This is a genomic window from Pseudomonas sp. W2-17 (assembly GCF_041060445.1).
Taxonomy (GTDB): Bacteria; Pseudomonadota; Gammaproteobacteria; order Pseudomonadales; family Pseudomonadaceae; genus Aquipseudomonas.
In genome coordinates this window covers 44,122-58,488 of record NZ_JAUFNS010000006.1, presented here as the reverse complement: position 1 = coordinate 58,488, position 14,367 = coordinate 44,122, and the positions used below count along the sequence as shown (strand labels likewise).

Genomic DNA, 14,367 nt, shown 5'->3' with positions numbered 1-14,367 from the left:
GTCACAGGCACACAGGCACACAGGCACACAGGCACACAGGCACACAGGCCACTCACGCTCATGTTGGATTTAAGCTTCAGCAAGCCCGATGAAATCGTCGATCGCCTCTGCGCCCGGTTACGCGCCGAGCGCCTTGCGCTGCAGATGCGCAACCTGACCAACGAGCGCTATGCAACAGCGTCCAACACGGCTTACGACGCACGAGGGCAGGACTCGGCCAACTTCTACGTCGGTGATCCGATCAACGTGACCACGGGTGTTTCTTACCGCTTCTGATCCGGTCCCGCAGGCCTGCCATGCGGCGGGCCATCATCGGAATCTGCCGCCATCGACCGGAGACATTGCATGCGCTTATATGTCGTACGTCACGGCCAGACCCAGGCCAACGCCGAACACCGTTACCTCGGCGCCCTCGATCCCGGCCTGACTGCGACCGGTCGCGAACAGGCGGCGGCGTTGCGTCTGGAATGGCCGGACTCGATCCGCCGCATCGTCACCTCGCCCTTGCAGCGCGCCCGGCAGACTGCCGACATTCTCAACTACCGATTGAACCTGCCCTTGCAGGTGATTCCGGCGTTTCGCGAGAGGGATGTGGGGCTATTTGAGGGCCTGACCCAAGCCGAATCGCAGGCGCGCCATCCGGAGGTGTGGCAGCGCAACATCACGCGCCAGTGGGACAGCGGACCGCCGGGAGGAGAGTCAATCGCGGACGTGGTCAAGCGTGTTCAAGACGGTCTGATTGCCCTGATCAGCTTGCCTGCGGGCGAGGATCTTCTGCTGGTGGGCCACGGCTTTGTGGCGAAAACCATTCGGGCGCTGGTGAACCGGGAGTTCTCGGACTTTTTTGACTGGCAACTGGGCAATGGACACTGGCTGGTGCTGGACCATGTCGAGCGGGTTGCCGATTACAGAGTGCCGGTGGCAAGTCCGTTGCCAGGTGCGTGACGGGGCTTACATTTGCGGCGTGACGCCTGACGCTTTCCCGGCTAAAGCCAGTCCTACCGGGATGCACGGTGCTTCTAGTGGGACCGGCTTCAGCCGGGAAGAGGCCGGCATGAACACCAGCACATTTGCAGTTGACCCCCGACGTCTTCCCGGCTAAAGCCGGTCGTACATTAGAGTTCAGCATTCACACACTGGAAACCCCATGTCGCCACCTCGCATTCGCAACATCGCCATCTGCGTCTTTCATCGCCAAGGCAAGATTCTCGTCAATGCGTTTCCCGATCCGATAAAGCAGCAAACGCTTTTTCGTCCTCTGGGCGGCGGCATCGAGTTCGGAGAAAGACGTGCCGATGCTATCGTCCGGGAAATCCGCGAAGAGCTGAATCTTCCCATCCGTAACATTCGTCTGCTCGGCACCCTGGAAAGCCTGTTCACCTACCTCGGTAACCCCTGCCATGAAGTGGTTCAGGTGTATGACGCCGAATTCGCAGACCCTGAACTCTACGAACAAAACAGCCTGGAAGGGCAGGAGAGTAACGGTGAAAAATTCACCGCCGTGTGGCTGGACAGCGTCGAGTTGAGTCATGACGGCGTGCTGGTGCCGGAAGGATTGCATGAGTTGCTGCGATCGCTGTCGTTGCTAGCCTGACCTCTACCAGCATTGCAAAAATCGCAATGGTGAGTTGAGTTTCCTGGTGATTCACGGCCTTTGCAGTAGCCAATAGGATTCAGCATGAACTCACTCATGCAGGTCTCCTAATGACTACTTTCGATTCGGCCAACGCCTCGAACAGCAAACCCGGCGTCAGTCGCCGCGGCATCTTGCAAGCGTCTGCGGTTGGAGCAGCGTCTGCGTTGGCTGCTTCACTCGTGAGCGCTGCACCCGCCAGCGCACAGCCTTCTGCCCGGCTCAGTAGCGTCGAGTTCGATGATGCCTTCCGGATCAGGTTCCACACGCAAAAGGTCGGCGACGTCGAGGTGTTCTACCGCGAAGCCGGCGCGAAGAATGCGCCAGTGCTTTTGCTGCTCCACGGCTTCCCGACCGCCAGCCACATGTTCCGTAACCTCATGCCGCTGCTGGCCAGCCAATACCGCCTGATTGCCCCGGATTTGCCCGGTTTCGGCAACACCCTGGCGCCGCCGCGGGGCCAGTTCGATTACACCTTCGACAACCTCTACAAAGTGGTCGAGGGCTTTACCGAAGCCCTGGGGCTGACCCGATACGCGCTGTACATCTTCGACTACGGGGCGCCCACCGGCCTGCGCCTCGCGGCCGCGAACCCGGAAAAGGTGACGGCCATCATCAGCCAGAACGGCAACGCCTACCTGGAAGGCTTCAGTGATCAGTGGGACCCGTGGCAGGCCTTTTGGCGTGATCCTTCGCCGGCCAATCGCGAAGCCTGTCGCCCGTCGCTGTCGCCCAAGACCATCCGCGAGTGGCAATACGGCACCGGTGCTGATCCCGAGAAGCTCTCGCCCGACGGGTACAACCTGGACATTTTTTACATGGCCCGGCCCGGCGCGGACGAAATACAGCTGGATCTGATTCTCGACTACCGCAGCAACGTCGCGGCGTATCCCGCGTTCCAGGCGTATCTGCGCAAGCATCAACCGCCATTGCTGGCGGTGTGGGGCAAGCACGACCCGGCCTTTATCCCGCCGGGTGCGCTGGCGTTTCGCAAGGACATCCCGACTGCCGAAGTGCATTTTCTTGAGACCGGCCACTTCGCCCTGGAGACCCATGCGGCCGAGATTGCGCAGTACATTCGGGATTTCCTGTCGCGAAAGCTGCAGGCGTGAAGACGCCGGTCATGTCACGTCTGAGGTGCAATGACCGGAGCATTTCGCGGATCAGCTGTGGGGCAAGAGGGCTGACGCGATCGCCAATCAGCCTTCACCCAACTCGCGCATCACGGCGTACAGCGCGGACTTCGCTTCAAACCCGACACCCGGGATATCCGGCAATCCGACGTAGCTGTTTTCCACCCTGATCCCGTCAGCGAAACCGCCGAAAGGCTGGAACACGTCCGGGTACGACTCATTCCCGCCCAGGTGCAGACCGGCGGCGATGTTTAAGGACATCTGGTGACCACCGTGTGGCACCACGCGGCGTGACGACCAGCCCATGTCTTCCATCACCTTCAGCGTGCGCATGTATTCCACCAGTCCGTAGGACAGCGCACAGTCGAACTGCAGGAAGTCGCGATCAGGGCGCATGCCGCCGTGGCGCAGCAGGTTGCGGGCGTCCTGGTGGGAGAACAGGTTTTCACCGGTGGCCATGGGCAGTTCGTAGTGATTGGCGAGCTCGGCCTGAAGCGCGTAGTCCAGCGGGTCACCGACTTCTTCGTACCAGAAGAGGTTGTACGGCTTGATGGCTTCGGCATACTCAATGCCGGTTTCCAGATCGAAACGGCCGTTGGCATCAACCGCCAGACGACGACCGTCCCCGACCACCTCAAGGACTGCTTCGATTCGGCGGATGTCTTCGTCCAGTGGCACCGCGCCGATCTTCATTTTGACCACGTCATAACCGCGATCCAGGTAGCTCTGCATCTCTGCCTTGAGCTTGGTCTGGTCTTTGCCGGGGTAGTAATAGCCGCCTGCCGCATAGACCCAGACTTTGTCATCGGCCACGCCGTTACGGTAGCGGTCAGCCAGCAGCCGATAGAGCGGTTTGCCTTCGATTTTGGCGACTGCGTCCCAGACCGCCATGTCGAGGGTACCGACGGCGACCGAGCGCTCACCGTGACCGCCCGGCTTTTCGTTGGTCATCAGGGCTTTCCAGATGGCGAACGGGTCCAGGTTATTGTTTTGGTGATCGACAAGGGTGTCGGGGTCCGCTTCGGTGATGCGTGCCAGAAAGCGATCACGCATCAGCGCGCCCTGGCCGTAGCGACCGTTGGAATTGAAGCCATAGCCGATAACCGGTTTGCCGTCGCGAATCACGTCGGTGATCACTGCAACGACCGAGCAGGTCATCTTGGAAAAATCGATGTAGGCGTTGGCAATGGGCGAGGCGATGGAGACGGTTTTTTCACGGATGTCGACGATGCGCATGACGGGGCTCCTCTTGTCGTTCGTGGTGTTGTTCGTGGCCCAACGTTAGGCTTTGCGACGCCACCCGCCCAATGCTATTAATGCCGCACCCTATGCACAGGAGGCATGGCCCTTTGGAACTCGTCTGGCTCGAAGACCTTTCAGCGCTGGCGGAGTACGGCAGTTTTGTCCGTGCCGCCGAAGCCCGGCACGTCACCCAGCCGGCCTTTAGCCGCAGGGTTCGCTCGCTGGAAAACTGGATGGGGGTGGAGTTGTTCGTGCGCACACCCCAAGGCGCAACGCTGACGGAAGCCGGCCGGCAGATTTTGCCCAGCGCTCAGGAGGCCGCCCGGCACCTGTACCGGATGCGCAACCAGGCTCAGGAAGTGGCCGGCATGGCAGCGCGGTCACTCAAGTTCGCGGCGACGCATTCTCTGTCGTTCACCTTCTTTCCCAAGTGGCTGCGAAGCTCGGAAAACGGCGCGCTCATTGAGGCCGTGCAGCTGCACTCCGACAGCATGGCCGTCTGCGAGCAGATGCTGATCCACGGTCAGGTGCAGTTCATGCTCTGCCATCGCCACCCGGACGTCCCTCCGTTGCTGGCGCCTGATCAGTTCATCAGCAAAAAAGTGGGTGAGGACGTGCTGGTGCCCCTGGCGAGCACGTCGACCCGATTCGGAACCGCGCCGGCGGCATTGCCGTATCTGGCTTACACCCATGAATCCGGGCTGGGCCGTATCGTCGCGCACCGACTGCGGGGCAAGGAAGATTACCTTCACCTCAAACCCCTGTTCAGCAGCCATCTTGCCGCGGTCCTCATGTCCATGACCCTGGAAAGTAAAGGCGTGGCGTGGTTGCCGGAAAGCCTCACCGAGCAGGAAGTGCTGGAAGGGCGACTGGTCCGAGCGCTCGATGAGAGCTGGGACATTCCGCTGGAAATTCACCTGACCCGGCCAAAGGCGCAGTTGAGTCAGGCGGCAGAGGCATTCTGGGGCGAGGCGGGCAGCGGTGGCGGGCTGGCGTTGGGTGGACGGGCTGGCTGAATCAATCAGCGTTGTGTACCGGCACCGAGCGTGTAAAAGGCCGAGACATCAGGTTGGAGATCACTCCTCGCTGCGGCCCGATTCTCGTTCTTCGAATGCCGAGCGCACGGCCTCCACAACTCGTTCCGCCCGATCAGTGTCGTCCAGGAGCGGATACGCTTTCTTCAATTTGCCGGAAACCTGCCAGCCGTTCTCCTTGAGAGAGCGAATGATGCGGTTCGCGTCCTGATCCGGCATTTCAAGGACCTCTTTGAGGCGCTCCTGAGCACGCTGGAATACAACCAGCACACGAGCCTCATCGGCCATCTCGGTACGGATCGTATGGGCCACGACCTGTGCCGTGTATAAGACGTGTTCGGTCAAATCGAGATAGCGCCATGCAAATTGCGCGTCGGCATAGTCATCAAACACCAGGTTACTTGAGGTGCCGTCCTCGTAGGTGACGAGCTCGCCAAACCGATAGGACGATGCGTAGCGCTGCATGAAGGGACGCGAAAACACTTCCAGTGTCCGGTCGTAGCGCGCCCGAAAATCGATTGAGCTCGTGATGGTCGCAGATACCGGCAGGATTACTCCGTCCGGTACGGCCTTATCGCGGATAAGGGTGTCATTGATCAGGAACCGGTGGATCCGGCCATTACCGTCTCGCATGGGGTGGATATACACAAAAGCGAACGCAATCGCCGCTGCTCGTGCCAGCGGCTCGGCGCCCCGTGTGGCGAGCTCGAATGCTTTCAGACCGTCGAGCAATTGGTCCAGCGCCTCAAATGGTGGCGCAATGTAGTGCACGATGTCCTCGCGCAGGGTCGCCTGCCCAACGAATACCGGCGAGCGACGCAAACCCAGTCCCAGGGACTCGTGCCCCAAAATACCGGCCTGTAAAGTGTGGAGGCTGTTGTTGCTCAAAGGATCGTTGATCTGTCCACAGTACCTGGCGATCACGTGGGCAAACCGCTGGATCCTGTCGGCCTGGTCCGCTTCTTTCTCGATCAGAAAGCTTGCACGTGATTCCTTGAACGTCAGCCAACTTGCCGTGCGCATCAGGATGTCAGCGCCGAAGGTCTGGTTCAGCTCGCGCAGTGCCGCATCCAGGTCAAATTGCAGCGCTTGCTGTACGGCATCGGTACGACGGACCAGAGGGCAGAACGCCGGCGTGCCGGGTAGATTGTCGTTGATGCGCCACCGCCGTACCCGCAGTGGCTCAACGCGAGTCAGGTACTGTTGCGATGAAACGGCATCGACATAACCGCCATTGCTCACATCGGGTACATCCAGTTTTTGGCCTGTCAGCCACTCGTACAAAAAACCGGTCCGACGGGCGTATTGGCCAAAAGGCGCTTGTCGGCACCAGGCTTCGATGGGCTCCGGTCCGACGGCAGCAAACAGACGGGCGAAAAACTCGAGGTGAATTTCTTCGTACTTGAGCCCGAACTCGAAATGTCCCGCAAACGTGTCCATTGGCTGGTAGCTGGCGGGATACCTGTTTTCGGCGTGGCCATTGCTCTCGCGGCTCATGCGCGTCTTGCTGATCACAGATTCGACACGCAGGGGTTGTGCAAGGGCGATGGCATAGCGATCGGCGAGTGTCTTGAAGCCTACCTGCATGGTCGAATCCCCTAACGAGCGCTAAAAAACGATAACGAAAAAGGGATATTACGCGAAAACAGTAACGATGCAGTGTTTGACAGTCGCCATAGGCGGGACCCTTGCCCATCTTGATACCGCCGGAACTGCAGTCCATCAGATCAGCACCTTGCTCTTTCATTCAGCGACCGTATTCAAGGAACGACTCCGGCGTATTTCCGCCTTCCGCATAATCAGAGCTGGATATGCGAACGAACAGTGCGCGATTTCCCCAATGGGCTTTGACTTCTTCCTGCACGTCTTGAAGCGTTCGCTTGCCCCGTCGCGTTTACGGTTGATGTCATTGGCGGAAAGTGGAAATCGCTCATCCTGTTCCACCCGATGTCAGGCACGCAGCGCTTCAATGAGCTGCATCGCTCGATGCCATGCGCGAATGGGGAGCAGTGCATGAGCGCATTATTCTGAAACTGCGGCGGTCCGCGGTCGCCGCCGATGGGCTATAAGGCCATGGATTGAAGTCGCTGCGTTTGCCTTTCAGGAGGGCGCAGATCCCTAGCGGCACGCGGACTTAATCTTCGTCGTCGAACACGAAGGCGTAGTCGTCATCGATCAGCTGTTGCAGGTAGTGATCGAAGCTCGGCGCAATCACTTCATAGTTATCGGGGTCATGCAGGAAGCGCATGACCTGACCCACTGTGCCGCCTGGGCCGGGATTGAAGTCGATATACAGCTTTGAAGTGCCCCCGTTGTTCATGCAATGTGAGAAACATAGCCGCTCATTCATGCCCACCGTAGGGTCAATGCCTTGACCGATCAGATCGATTTCCTGATCCAGCCAGCCTTTTTCGAACCAACCTTCATAGAGTTCTACGATGCTTTCAGTATCATGGCCGTCCGCCTCGGCAAGTATGTTTTCTACCGAACTCAGGTAGTAGGGATAGCCGGGCAGGTCGGAGCCCAGCATCAGCACCATGACCTCACCGTTCGGGTAATCCCGATAATGTGTGCCGTCGATCCGGCCTAGCAATTCCACCAAGCTCGCGGGACACAACGGATAACGCTCGGTTAGCCGCTGCACGTCTGCTGCACAAGCCCCGTGAGCATGTTTCAGCTCATCGAGTTTTTCGGCTGGCAAGGCCTTGCGCAGGCCGGTGAGGTAAGTATCGACGAGGCTCATGATTGGAGTCCTTGCAAACGTAGTGAATATCCAGTGATCCGAGTTTCCAGCCGACGCTTATTTTAGCCATGTCCTGAATTCGTTGGCCTGTTCCGGAGTGTTGAGAGCAGTCACCCAGGCAATCTCGTCCTCCACGCATTCAAAGTCAGAAACCGAAAATACATAAATGGCAGTGTCGAACGTCGCTGTCAGCTTTTTCAGAGCGATTACACATTGCTCAAATATATGCCTGCGATGCGCCACGAAATTGTTTTCGGTGGTCGCGTCGGCCATGTTCCAGAGCGTTTTCGACAGATCGTTAAAGAATTCCACGCCGTAGGCTTCGTGGCTCCATTCGGCGGGAGACCACTTGAAGTATTGCTCCTCACCCGGGTATTCGGTTTGGACACGGGCCAGATGGTCTTGAGTGTTGAAAGAGGGTGCCAGTGTTCGTGCATCGGCGTCGGAATACAGCGCGAATCCACAGACCTGAGTGTTCGGAAAGTCCGCTCGAAACTGTTCGATGGCGCTCATGGACGCACTGAGGACATCTTGTTGAAACTGCTCGATATTCAAAGTGGACATGGGTTTCTCGTCGCAGGTTTGGCTAACGATTATTGGGGCATCAGCGCGAGTCTGGGCGTTATTTCAGAAACGTAGCGTCTTTCCATAGCGCCTCACGTCGGGCTCTTCAGTCAAGCGCCAAACCACCCCATCAGGTAGACAACATTCACAGCCTATGGGGTGAGAACAGTGATGCGATCAGCTCAAAGCGCGGGCACTGCCGAAGGGGTTGCTGCCACCTGCGCCAGCAGGTCATCGAAAGCACGTTCAAATAATATATTCGGGCCGCCCGACTGCATTCCAGGCCGCAAAGCGCGCATCCATCACCCCAGACAGCTGGTCGTAATTAGTCCAGCTGTCCTCAACGCTGTAAAGGGTTTCAAGGCCGACGCCAAAGGTCAGCAGGTAGTCGTCGACGTAACGACTGTCGTTGTTCAAACCTTCGTAATAGGCAACGGCAAATGCATTGCCCGCTTCAGAGAACTCCTGGTCAGTCAGTTTTTCGTCCAGCACGGTCATTACGAACTGTGCCCCGGTGAGCGTGCGATCTTTGAAGTGGGCGAGTTCGCTCTCGGCGTCTTCCTCCAGTTCTTCGCTGGCCAGATCATTGATCAGCATCCACGCGAGAAACATACCGATATGCGTGGCGCCAGCTGACCTTGGTAGATGTTTGGGGAAGATGCCCCCGTAGTGCCAGGAGGCATCGTCGTATTTCATGTGTGCTCCAGTGATAGGGGGTAGATGTTCTTCAGTGACTGGATGATGATGCCCGCAGCGAGTCTCTTCAGAGCACTTGGTGGTCGGCAGACCGCAGCACCTGGCTAAGCCCGACCCGGGTTGAACTCAAGCTGCGTAAATACCCGGGCCACCGGGGACGTCTGGAACTCATGGTGATCATTGAGTGTACGCGGCGGACCGCCGAATATGGCGATGGCATCCACATCGACTTGCCCCGCCTGGAGAGCACCCTTGAGGGCATGCTCGACCTGCTCGGCTGAACCCAGTAGTCAGCAAGGAGCTGAATGATGAATTGGAAAGCTCTGGAACAGGCGCTGTTCGATGCCGCCAGACATACATTGCAAACACTCCTCGATGAAGGTGTCATCCCGCTGTACGCCGCGGCGTTTCACGCGAGCTACCGGGAAGAAGAGGCGATTCTGTCTCTGCCCAGCTTTGCCGCAAACAGCCTGCAAGCGCTCAGCGAGGACTGTCCCGATGAGGAAGATGAAAGCTTCAGCTCGGTGAAGTGGAACCCGGCGGACTGGCGCTGGGATTGGGAGATCTACGCTGCTGCACAGTTCACGCCGCTTGATGACGAGCTGCAAGCCCATGCCAATCGGCTTGGCCCGCGTCAATGGCAAGCGGCTGAGCGGCGCTTTCTGGTCACCGTTAGCCGTGCCGCCAGGGCGCTCGGCCGACATTTCAGTCAGCACCCTGGTGTGACGCCTGGCTTCGTGGTGATTTTCCATGACTTTGCTGGCGATATTGCCTTGGCCAAGCGCAGCATGACCCGCCAGCAGTTCAAGGATAATTTCCCGGTCGAATGGGCCATTGAAAATACCCTGCGGGAAGTCTCTGTCTGGCCGCACGACGAGCAGGCCGCGTTCTATGTCAGCCGCTTACACTGTTCGCATGGCATTTCGGGGGAAGACGCTGAGCGCTGGTTGATTGCCAACGGCCGTCTCGCACAGGCAGCGCTTATCGAGCAGCTCAACGGCCATAAAAAACCTACACCGGCAGCGCGCATTCTCGGGCTGGCCGGCATTGCTGATGAGCCCGTCGTCCAGACCCTGCGCCGACAGGCGATTACGGCCAGTGAGCAGCCGACTCGCCACTGGTGCGCGAAGGCCTTGGGGTATCTCGAGGATGTCGACTGGCTGATGCAGCAAGCGCCCGACGTCGCTGTCGCGGGCATCTGCGCGAACTTCGACAGTTTCCGCTGGCGGAGCGTGAACCCACCGGTGCTGAACTACAGGCCCCTGGAGCGTCTGCTTGATCAGCGTCCTGAACTGCGTGCTGCGGTTGAAGAGACCCTGGAAGACGCCTGCGGCCAAATCGACACCACCTCTACCGATGTCAGCGAAGCTTTGCGCGGCCTGGCTTCACCCCACGTGGTAATTCGTCGTCATGCTGCGAGTGGATTGAATAACCGTGGCCTGCTGCCCGACGACGCGCTTCGGGCAGTCGAGGCCCTACACCGGGCAACACAGGATACTGATGAGCAGGTGTGTTACCTCGCGGGCGTTGGTCTTGAGGCCATGCAACGTCGCTGATTGCTGTTCAATCGTGACCAAACGCGTGCTGGATGTCTTGCAGAAGGGTGAACGGGTCACTGACGGCGAACAGCCCAATCGACGGTTGCAAATGATCAACACGGGGCGCGGGCAAGCCGCTGGCGATGATCTGAAACTGCCTGGCCCTGTCTGGCACATCCCGCAGCCCATAAGGCGCGTGACGGTCGATATGCATCACGCCATCATTGTAGCGCTGCCCCTTGGCCTTGCAGTGCTTTAGGTCTTCAGGCTCCGGGCGCTGGCGTGAGGTGAAGTCGTATATCTCGACTATCGGGGCTTCGTGGTTCCCCAGAATCTCATGGACGTAGATCGCATAGAACCATTCGCCAATCTGTACGGACGCGGCGTCGCCCTCTCGCCAGAACGTAAGGTTTTTGGATATAGGCGGGCGTCGTACCAAGGGGGTCGGTGGCGAAGCCAGCAGTGCCTTGATGGCGTTGCTGTTGCGTTCGAAGGCGTCGCTCAGCACGACATGCTCATTCAGCCTGTCGACCGCGTCCAGCGCAGTCCGGGTCAACGGCTCATCGCAAAATCCGTGACGATGAAGCACTGCCGCCATGGTTAGGCACACCAGGTCTTTGTAGTGTGAGTTCGCCTCATCACAGGGCTCCTTCAACACACAACCCCAACGCAGGAACACCCACTTGAGCACTTGCGCAGTCAGAACCTCATGTGGGATTTTCTCAGGGGAAAGCATCTCCCTTCCAGTCAAACGCGCAACGTCATGGGTGATCGGCTCAACCAGATCGCGCGGAAGATAGCCCAGTAGTTTTTTATGATTCAACGTTCAATCCCTTGGCAGGGAGTAGTGCTGGATGCGGCAGGGATGGCTGTTACCGTCGCCTTTACAGATGCCATCCAGATATCGGTAGTCAATGCGCACCACTTGCCCTTTCTTAGGCCAGCTTCGGCGTGGAAGTACCGCCTGATAGTCCGACGTTTCCGGCGTAAACATGAGAGTCGTCCCTTGTTCGGGACAGATAACCGTGGCCGTCTTTACGCTTACTTTCAGGATCTCGGCCTGCAACTTGGGAAATGGGTTTGTCACAAGATCAGTAATGCGCAACTGTAGCCTGCAGATTTGCCACGATGATGCCAGGGCGGGCTGGCACAACAGTGAAAGCATCACAGTAAACAGCACATAGTAGGGGGCCCGATTTTTCATGGTTGGGATTGCTCTTCAATCAATGTGTCGGGCCATTCATTACAAACTATCCGGATCCCCAAAAAACATTTGAATCCGCGACCGCAACCATCTTTCCCCCGGGTCATTGTCCTGTGACCCGCGCCAGGCCATGTGCAGCTCAAACGTACGCGATTCAATCGGCAACTCTTCCGAGCGCACACCACCCGCAGCCGTCAGCACGGCAGCCGCGTAGTCCGGCACGGTCGCCACAATGTCGGTCCCGGCGATCAGCGTCGCCAGCCCGTTGAACTGGGGAACCGCCAGCACGACGTGGCGTTTGCGGCCGATTTTTTCCAGGTGTTCGTCGATGAAGCCGCCCAGGTCGCCGGCGAAGGACACCAGGGCGTGGGGGCGGGCGCAGAAGTCGTCCAGAGTGATCGGCCCCGGCATGGTGTCGGCCCGCAGCAGTTTGGGTTTGCTGCGGCGCAGCACTTTGCGCTTGGCATTGGCGGGGAGGTCGTCGGTGTAGCTGACGCCGATGGAGATTTCGCCGGACGAAAGCAGCGCCGGCATGAGGATGTAGTTGGTGCGACGCACCACCAGCACGATGCCGGGCGACTCCGAGCGCAGGCGCTTGAGCAGCGAGGGCAGCAGGGCGAACTCGACCTCATCGGACAGGCCGATGCGAAACACTGCGGTGCTGGTGGCCGGGTCGAAGTCGGCAGCGCGGCTGACGGCGGTGGAAATGGAGTCAAGGGCAGGGGACAACAGGCCAAAGATCTCGATGGCCCGCGCCGTGGGTTCCATGCTGCGTCCGGTGCGCACGAACAGCGGATCGTCGAACAGCCCGCGCAATCGCGACAGCGCCGCACTGATTGCCGGCTGACCGAGGAACAGCTTCTCGGCAGCGCGGGTGACGCTGCGTTCGTGCATCAGTGTTTCGAAAACGATGAGCAGATTGAGGTCGACGCGACGCAGGTCGTTGCGATTCATGACGGGGGTCTCGGGGGCATTGGTCGATACATTGGCGGCCCAGACGCGCGCCACGTGTTCAGCTCAGGCAGGGATATTACGGGTAAATACCGGTTGTCTGCATCGTTGAATTTTCCTGCATCCCTGTAAGTGAGCTTCGTGCCATTCCCGCCGACAGGCGCCGATGCAACCTTGACGGGTAAAAACACACCAATGTCTACATACTGGCCCTTTGTAATCCGGGCCGGCGCAGCCAGCGTGGAACAAGGGATTCATCGATATTTGGCCTCCGGGTTGCAATGTCGCGGTGCGCACCCAACAATGTGCGCCTTGCAGGCCCGGGACGGCCGCTTGAGATTGAGCGCTGCCTGCACCATCAGAATCGATGGCAGGCATGTCGACTATTAATAGCCACTGATAGTGTTACCGGCGGCGCCCGGATAGAGTTCATGGCATCAAGGTTCATAAGGCGAGGTTCGAAATGTCCCGCACGATCCGTTTTCATCAGTTCGGTCCGGCCGAGGTGCTCAAAGTAGAAGAGCTGCCGGTCGCGTTGCCTGCACCCGGTGAGGTGCAAGTGCGCGTCCAGGCGATCGGCGTCACCTGGTACGACGTGCTGTGGCGACAAAATCTGGCTTCATCCCAAGCTCGCCTGCCGGCCGGTCTGGGTTCCGAAATGGCGGGCGTCATTACCGCCATCGGCGATGGCGTGACCGACCTGAAAGTCGGCGACAAGGTTGCCAGCTTCCCTTCGGCTGACGTCAATGTGTACCCCGTCTACGGCGAGCTGATCCTGTTGCCTCGCACCTCCGTGACTCATTACCCGGACGTGCTGACGCCCAATCAGGCGGCCGTTCACTACACGCCGATGCTGGTGGCGTACTTTGCTTTCGTTGAACTGGCACGGTCCAAACCCGGGCAAACGGCGCTGGTCACCGATGCCAGCCACTGCGCGGGCCCTGCGTTTCTGCAACTGGGCAAGGCGCTCGGCATCAAGGTTATTGCCGCGACCAAGACCGACGCGTGCCGCGAATACCTGCTGAAAATGGGTGCGGACAAGGTGATCGTCACCGAAGAAGAGGATCTGCTTCTGACGATCAACCGCTATACCGACAACCGCGGCGTGGACATTGTCCTCGACGGTCTGGGCGGCCCGCAGATGTCGATTCTGGGTGATGTGCTGGCGCCACGTGGCAGTTTGATTCTCTATGGCCTGCAAGGCGGCAACCAGACGCCATTCCCGGCGTGTGCAGCGTTCCAGAAGAACATTCAGTTCTTTGTGCACTGCGTTGGCAACTTCACCGGCAAGCCTGAGCTGGGCATCAAGCAGGACGAAGAAGCGATCAAGCGTGCATTGCGCGACATCAACCAGATGACCGCAGATGGCATGCTGGTACCGCAGATCACCAAGGTGTTCCCCTTCGATCAACTGGTCGAGGCGCACCGTTTGATGGACGGTTGCCCGGTGGGCGGTCGCGTGGTGGTTGAGGTTGATCCATCCTGAGTGCAGACCATCGCGCTCATTGAATGCTCGACGCTTTTGACCTGGCGTCGGGATTGAGGTGTCGGAGACCGGGTTTCAGGTATCCGCCCTGTCAGTCACGGGTCACGTTGTATCACTCAAGCCTTCCCGAATGTTCTGGAAGG

The 14,367-nt window shown here is 58.9% G+C and carries 15 protein-coding genes and 1 pseudogene; 8 read left to right on the top strand and 8 right to left on the bottom strand.

The window, feature by feature from the left end:
* Positions 1 to 60: 60 nt before the first annotated feature.
* The 4 genes and pseudogenes from QWI20_RS09240 to QWI20_RS09225 all read left to right on the top strand — a co-directional run.
* Positions 61 to 147, top strand: a pseudogene (locus QWI20_RS09240) (XRE family transcriptional regulator); the annotation flags it as partial.
* Positions 148 to 345: 198 nt separating this feature from the next.
* On the top strand, positions 346 to 945 hold the full coding sequence (locus QWI20_RS09235; RefSeq protein WP_369305202.1) for a histidine phosphatase family protein: 600 nt from the start codon (positions 346 to 348) through the stop codon (positions 943 to 945).
* A gap of 202 nt (positions 946 to 1,147) precedes the next feature.
* Positions 1,148 to 1,594 carry an NUDIX hydrolase gene (locus QWI20_RS09230; RefSeq protein ID WP_369305201.1) on the top strand — a complete coding sequence of 149 codons (447 nt, stop codon included), beginning with the start codon at positions 1,148 to 1,150 and terminating at the stop codon, positions 1,592 to 1,594.
* Between the two features lie 110 nt (positions 1,595 to 1,704).
* On the top strand, positions 1,705 to 2,745 hold the full coding sequence (locus QWI20_RS09225) for an alpha/beta fold hydrolase (protein ID WP_369305200.1): 1,041 nt from the start codon (positions 1,705 to 1,707) through the stop codon (positions 2,743 to 2,745).
* A gap of 87 nt (positions 2,746 to 2,832) precedes the next feature.
* Here the strand turns inward: QWI20_RS09225 and QWI20_RS09220 are convergent, their stop codons facing one another.
* Complete coding sequence (locus QWI20_RS09220; RefSeq protein ID WP_369305199.1) at positions 2,833 to 4,002, bottom strand: mandelate racemase/muconate lactonizing enzyme family protein; 1,170 nt, start codon at positions 4,000 to 4,002, stop codon at positions 2,833 to 2,835.
* 113 nt (positions 4,003 to 4,115) lie between these two features.
* Between QWI20_RS09220 and QWI20_RS09215 the strand changes: the two genes are divergently transcribed.
* The gene (locus tag QWI20_RS09215; RefSeq protein WP_369305198.1) at positions 4,116 to 5,024 is read left to right on the top strand and encodes a LysR family transcriptional regulator; all 909 of its coding nucleotides are present in this window, start codon (positions 4,116 to 4,118) and stop codon (positions 5,022 to 5,024) included.
* Positions 5,025 to 5,084: 60 nt separating this feature from the next.
* Here the strand turns inward: QWI20_RS09215 and QWI20_RS09210 are convergent, their stop codons facing one another.
* The gene (locus QWI20_RS09210; protein WP_369305197.1) at positions 5,085 to 6,629 is read right to left on the bottom strand and encodes a Fic family protein; all 1,545 of its coding nucleotides are present in this window, start codon (positions 6,627 to 6,629) and stop codon (positions 5,085 to 5,087) included.
* A gap of 360 nt (positions 6,630 to 6,989) precedes the next feature.
* Here QWI20_RS09210 and QWI20_RS09205 point away from each other — a divergent pair, with 360 nt between their 5' ends.
* Positions 6,990 to 7,073 (top strand): hypothetical protein, encoded by an 84-nt coding sequence (locus QWI20_RS09205; protein ID WP_369305407.1) that lies wholly within the window; start codon positions 6,990 to 6,992, stop codon positions 7,071 to 7,073.
* A gap of 103 nt (positions 7,074 to 7,176) precedes the next feature.
* On the opposite strand, the gene QWI20_RS09200 is transcribed toward QWI20_RS09205, so the two are convergent.
* The 3 genes from QWI20_RS09200 to QWI20_RS09190 form a co-directional block, all read right to left on the bottom strand.
* Positions 7,177 to 7,785, bottom strand: a complete 609-nt coding sequence (locus QWI20_RS09200; protein WP_369305196.1) for an SMI1/KNR4 family protein — start codon at positions 7,783 to 7,785, stop codon at positions 7,177 to 7,179.
* 57 nt (positions 7,786 to 7,842) lie between these two features.
* Positions 7,843 to 8,349, bottom strand: coding sequence for a DUF4303 domain-containing protein (locus QWI20_RS09195; protein WP_369305195.1), 507 nt, complete (start codon positions 8,347 to 8,349; stop codon positions 7,843 to 7,845).
* A 246-nt stretch (positions 8,350 to 8,595) separates the two neighbouring features.
* On the bottom strand, positions 8,596 to 9,045 hold the full coding sequence (locus QWI20_RS09190) for a hypothetical protein (protein WP_369305194.1): 450 nt from the start codon (positions 9,043 to 9,045) through the stop codon (positions 8,596 to 8,598).
* A gap of 308 nt (positions 9,046 to 9,353) precedes the next feature.
* Between QWI20_RS09190 and QWI20_RS09185 the strand changes: the two genes are divergently transcribed.
* Positions 9,354 to 10,601 carry a DUF4303 domain-containing protein gene (locus QWI20_RS09185; RefSeq protein ID WP_369305193.1) on the top strand — a complete coding sequence of 416 codons (1,248 nt, stop codon included), beginning with the start codon at positions 9,354 to 9,356 and terminating at the stop codon, positions 10,599 to 10,601.
* Positions 10,602 to 10,608: 7 nt separating this feature from the next.
* Here QWI20_RS09185 and QWI20_RS09180 read toward each other — a convergent pair whose 3' ends face one another.
* Genes QWI20_RS09180 through QWI20_RS09170 form a run of 3 tightly spaced genes read right to left on the bottom strand, consistent with a single transcriptional unit; the run spans position 10,609 to position 12,741 of the window.
* Positions 10,609 to 11,406, bottom strand: coding sequence for a hypothetical protein (locus QWI20_RS09180; RefSeq protein ID WP_369305192.1), 798 nt, complete (start codon positions 11,404 to 11,406; stop codon positions 10,609 to 10,611).
* Positions 11,407 to 11,409: 3 nt separating this feature from the next.
* On the bottom strand, positions 11,410 to 11,787 hold the full coding sequence (locus tag QWI20_RS09175) for a hypothetical protein (RefSeq protein ID WP_369305191.1): 378 nt from the start codon (positions 11,785 to 11,787) through the stop codon (positions 11,410 to 11,412).
* A 39-nt stretch (positions 11,788 to 11,826) separates the two neighbouring features.
* Positions 11,827 to 12,741, bottom strand: a complete 915-nt coding sequence (locus tag QWI20_RS09170; protein ID WP_192173641.1) for a LysR family transcriptional regulator — start codon at positions 12,739 to 12,741, stop codon at positions 11,827 to 11,829.
* A 460-nt stretch (positions 12,742 to 13,201) separates the two neighbouring features.
* On the opposite strand from QWI20_RS09170, the gene QWI20_RS09165 reads away from it, so the two are divergent.
* On the top strand, positions 13,202 to 14,224 hold the full coding sequence (locus QWI20_RS09165) for a zinc-dependent alcohol dehydrogenase family protein (RefSeq protein ID WP_192173642.1): 1,023 nt from the start codon (positions 13,202 to 13,204) through the stop codon (positions 14,222 to 14,224).
* Positions 14,225 to 14,367 lie beyond the last annotated feature (143 nt).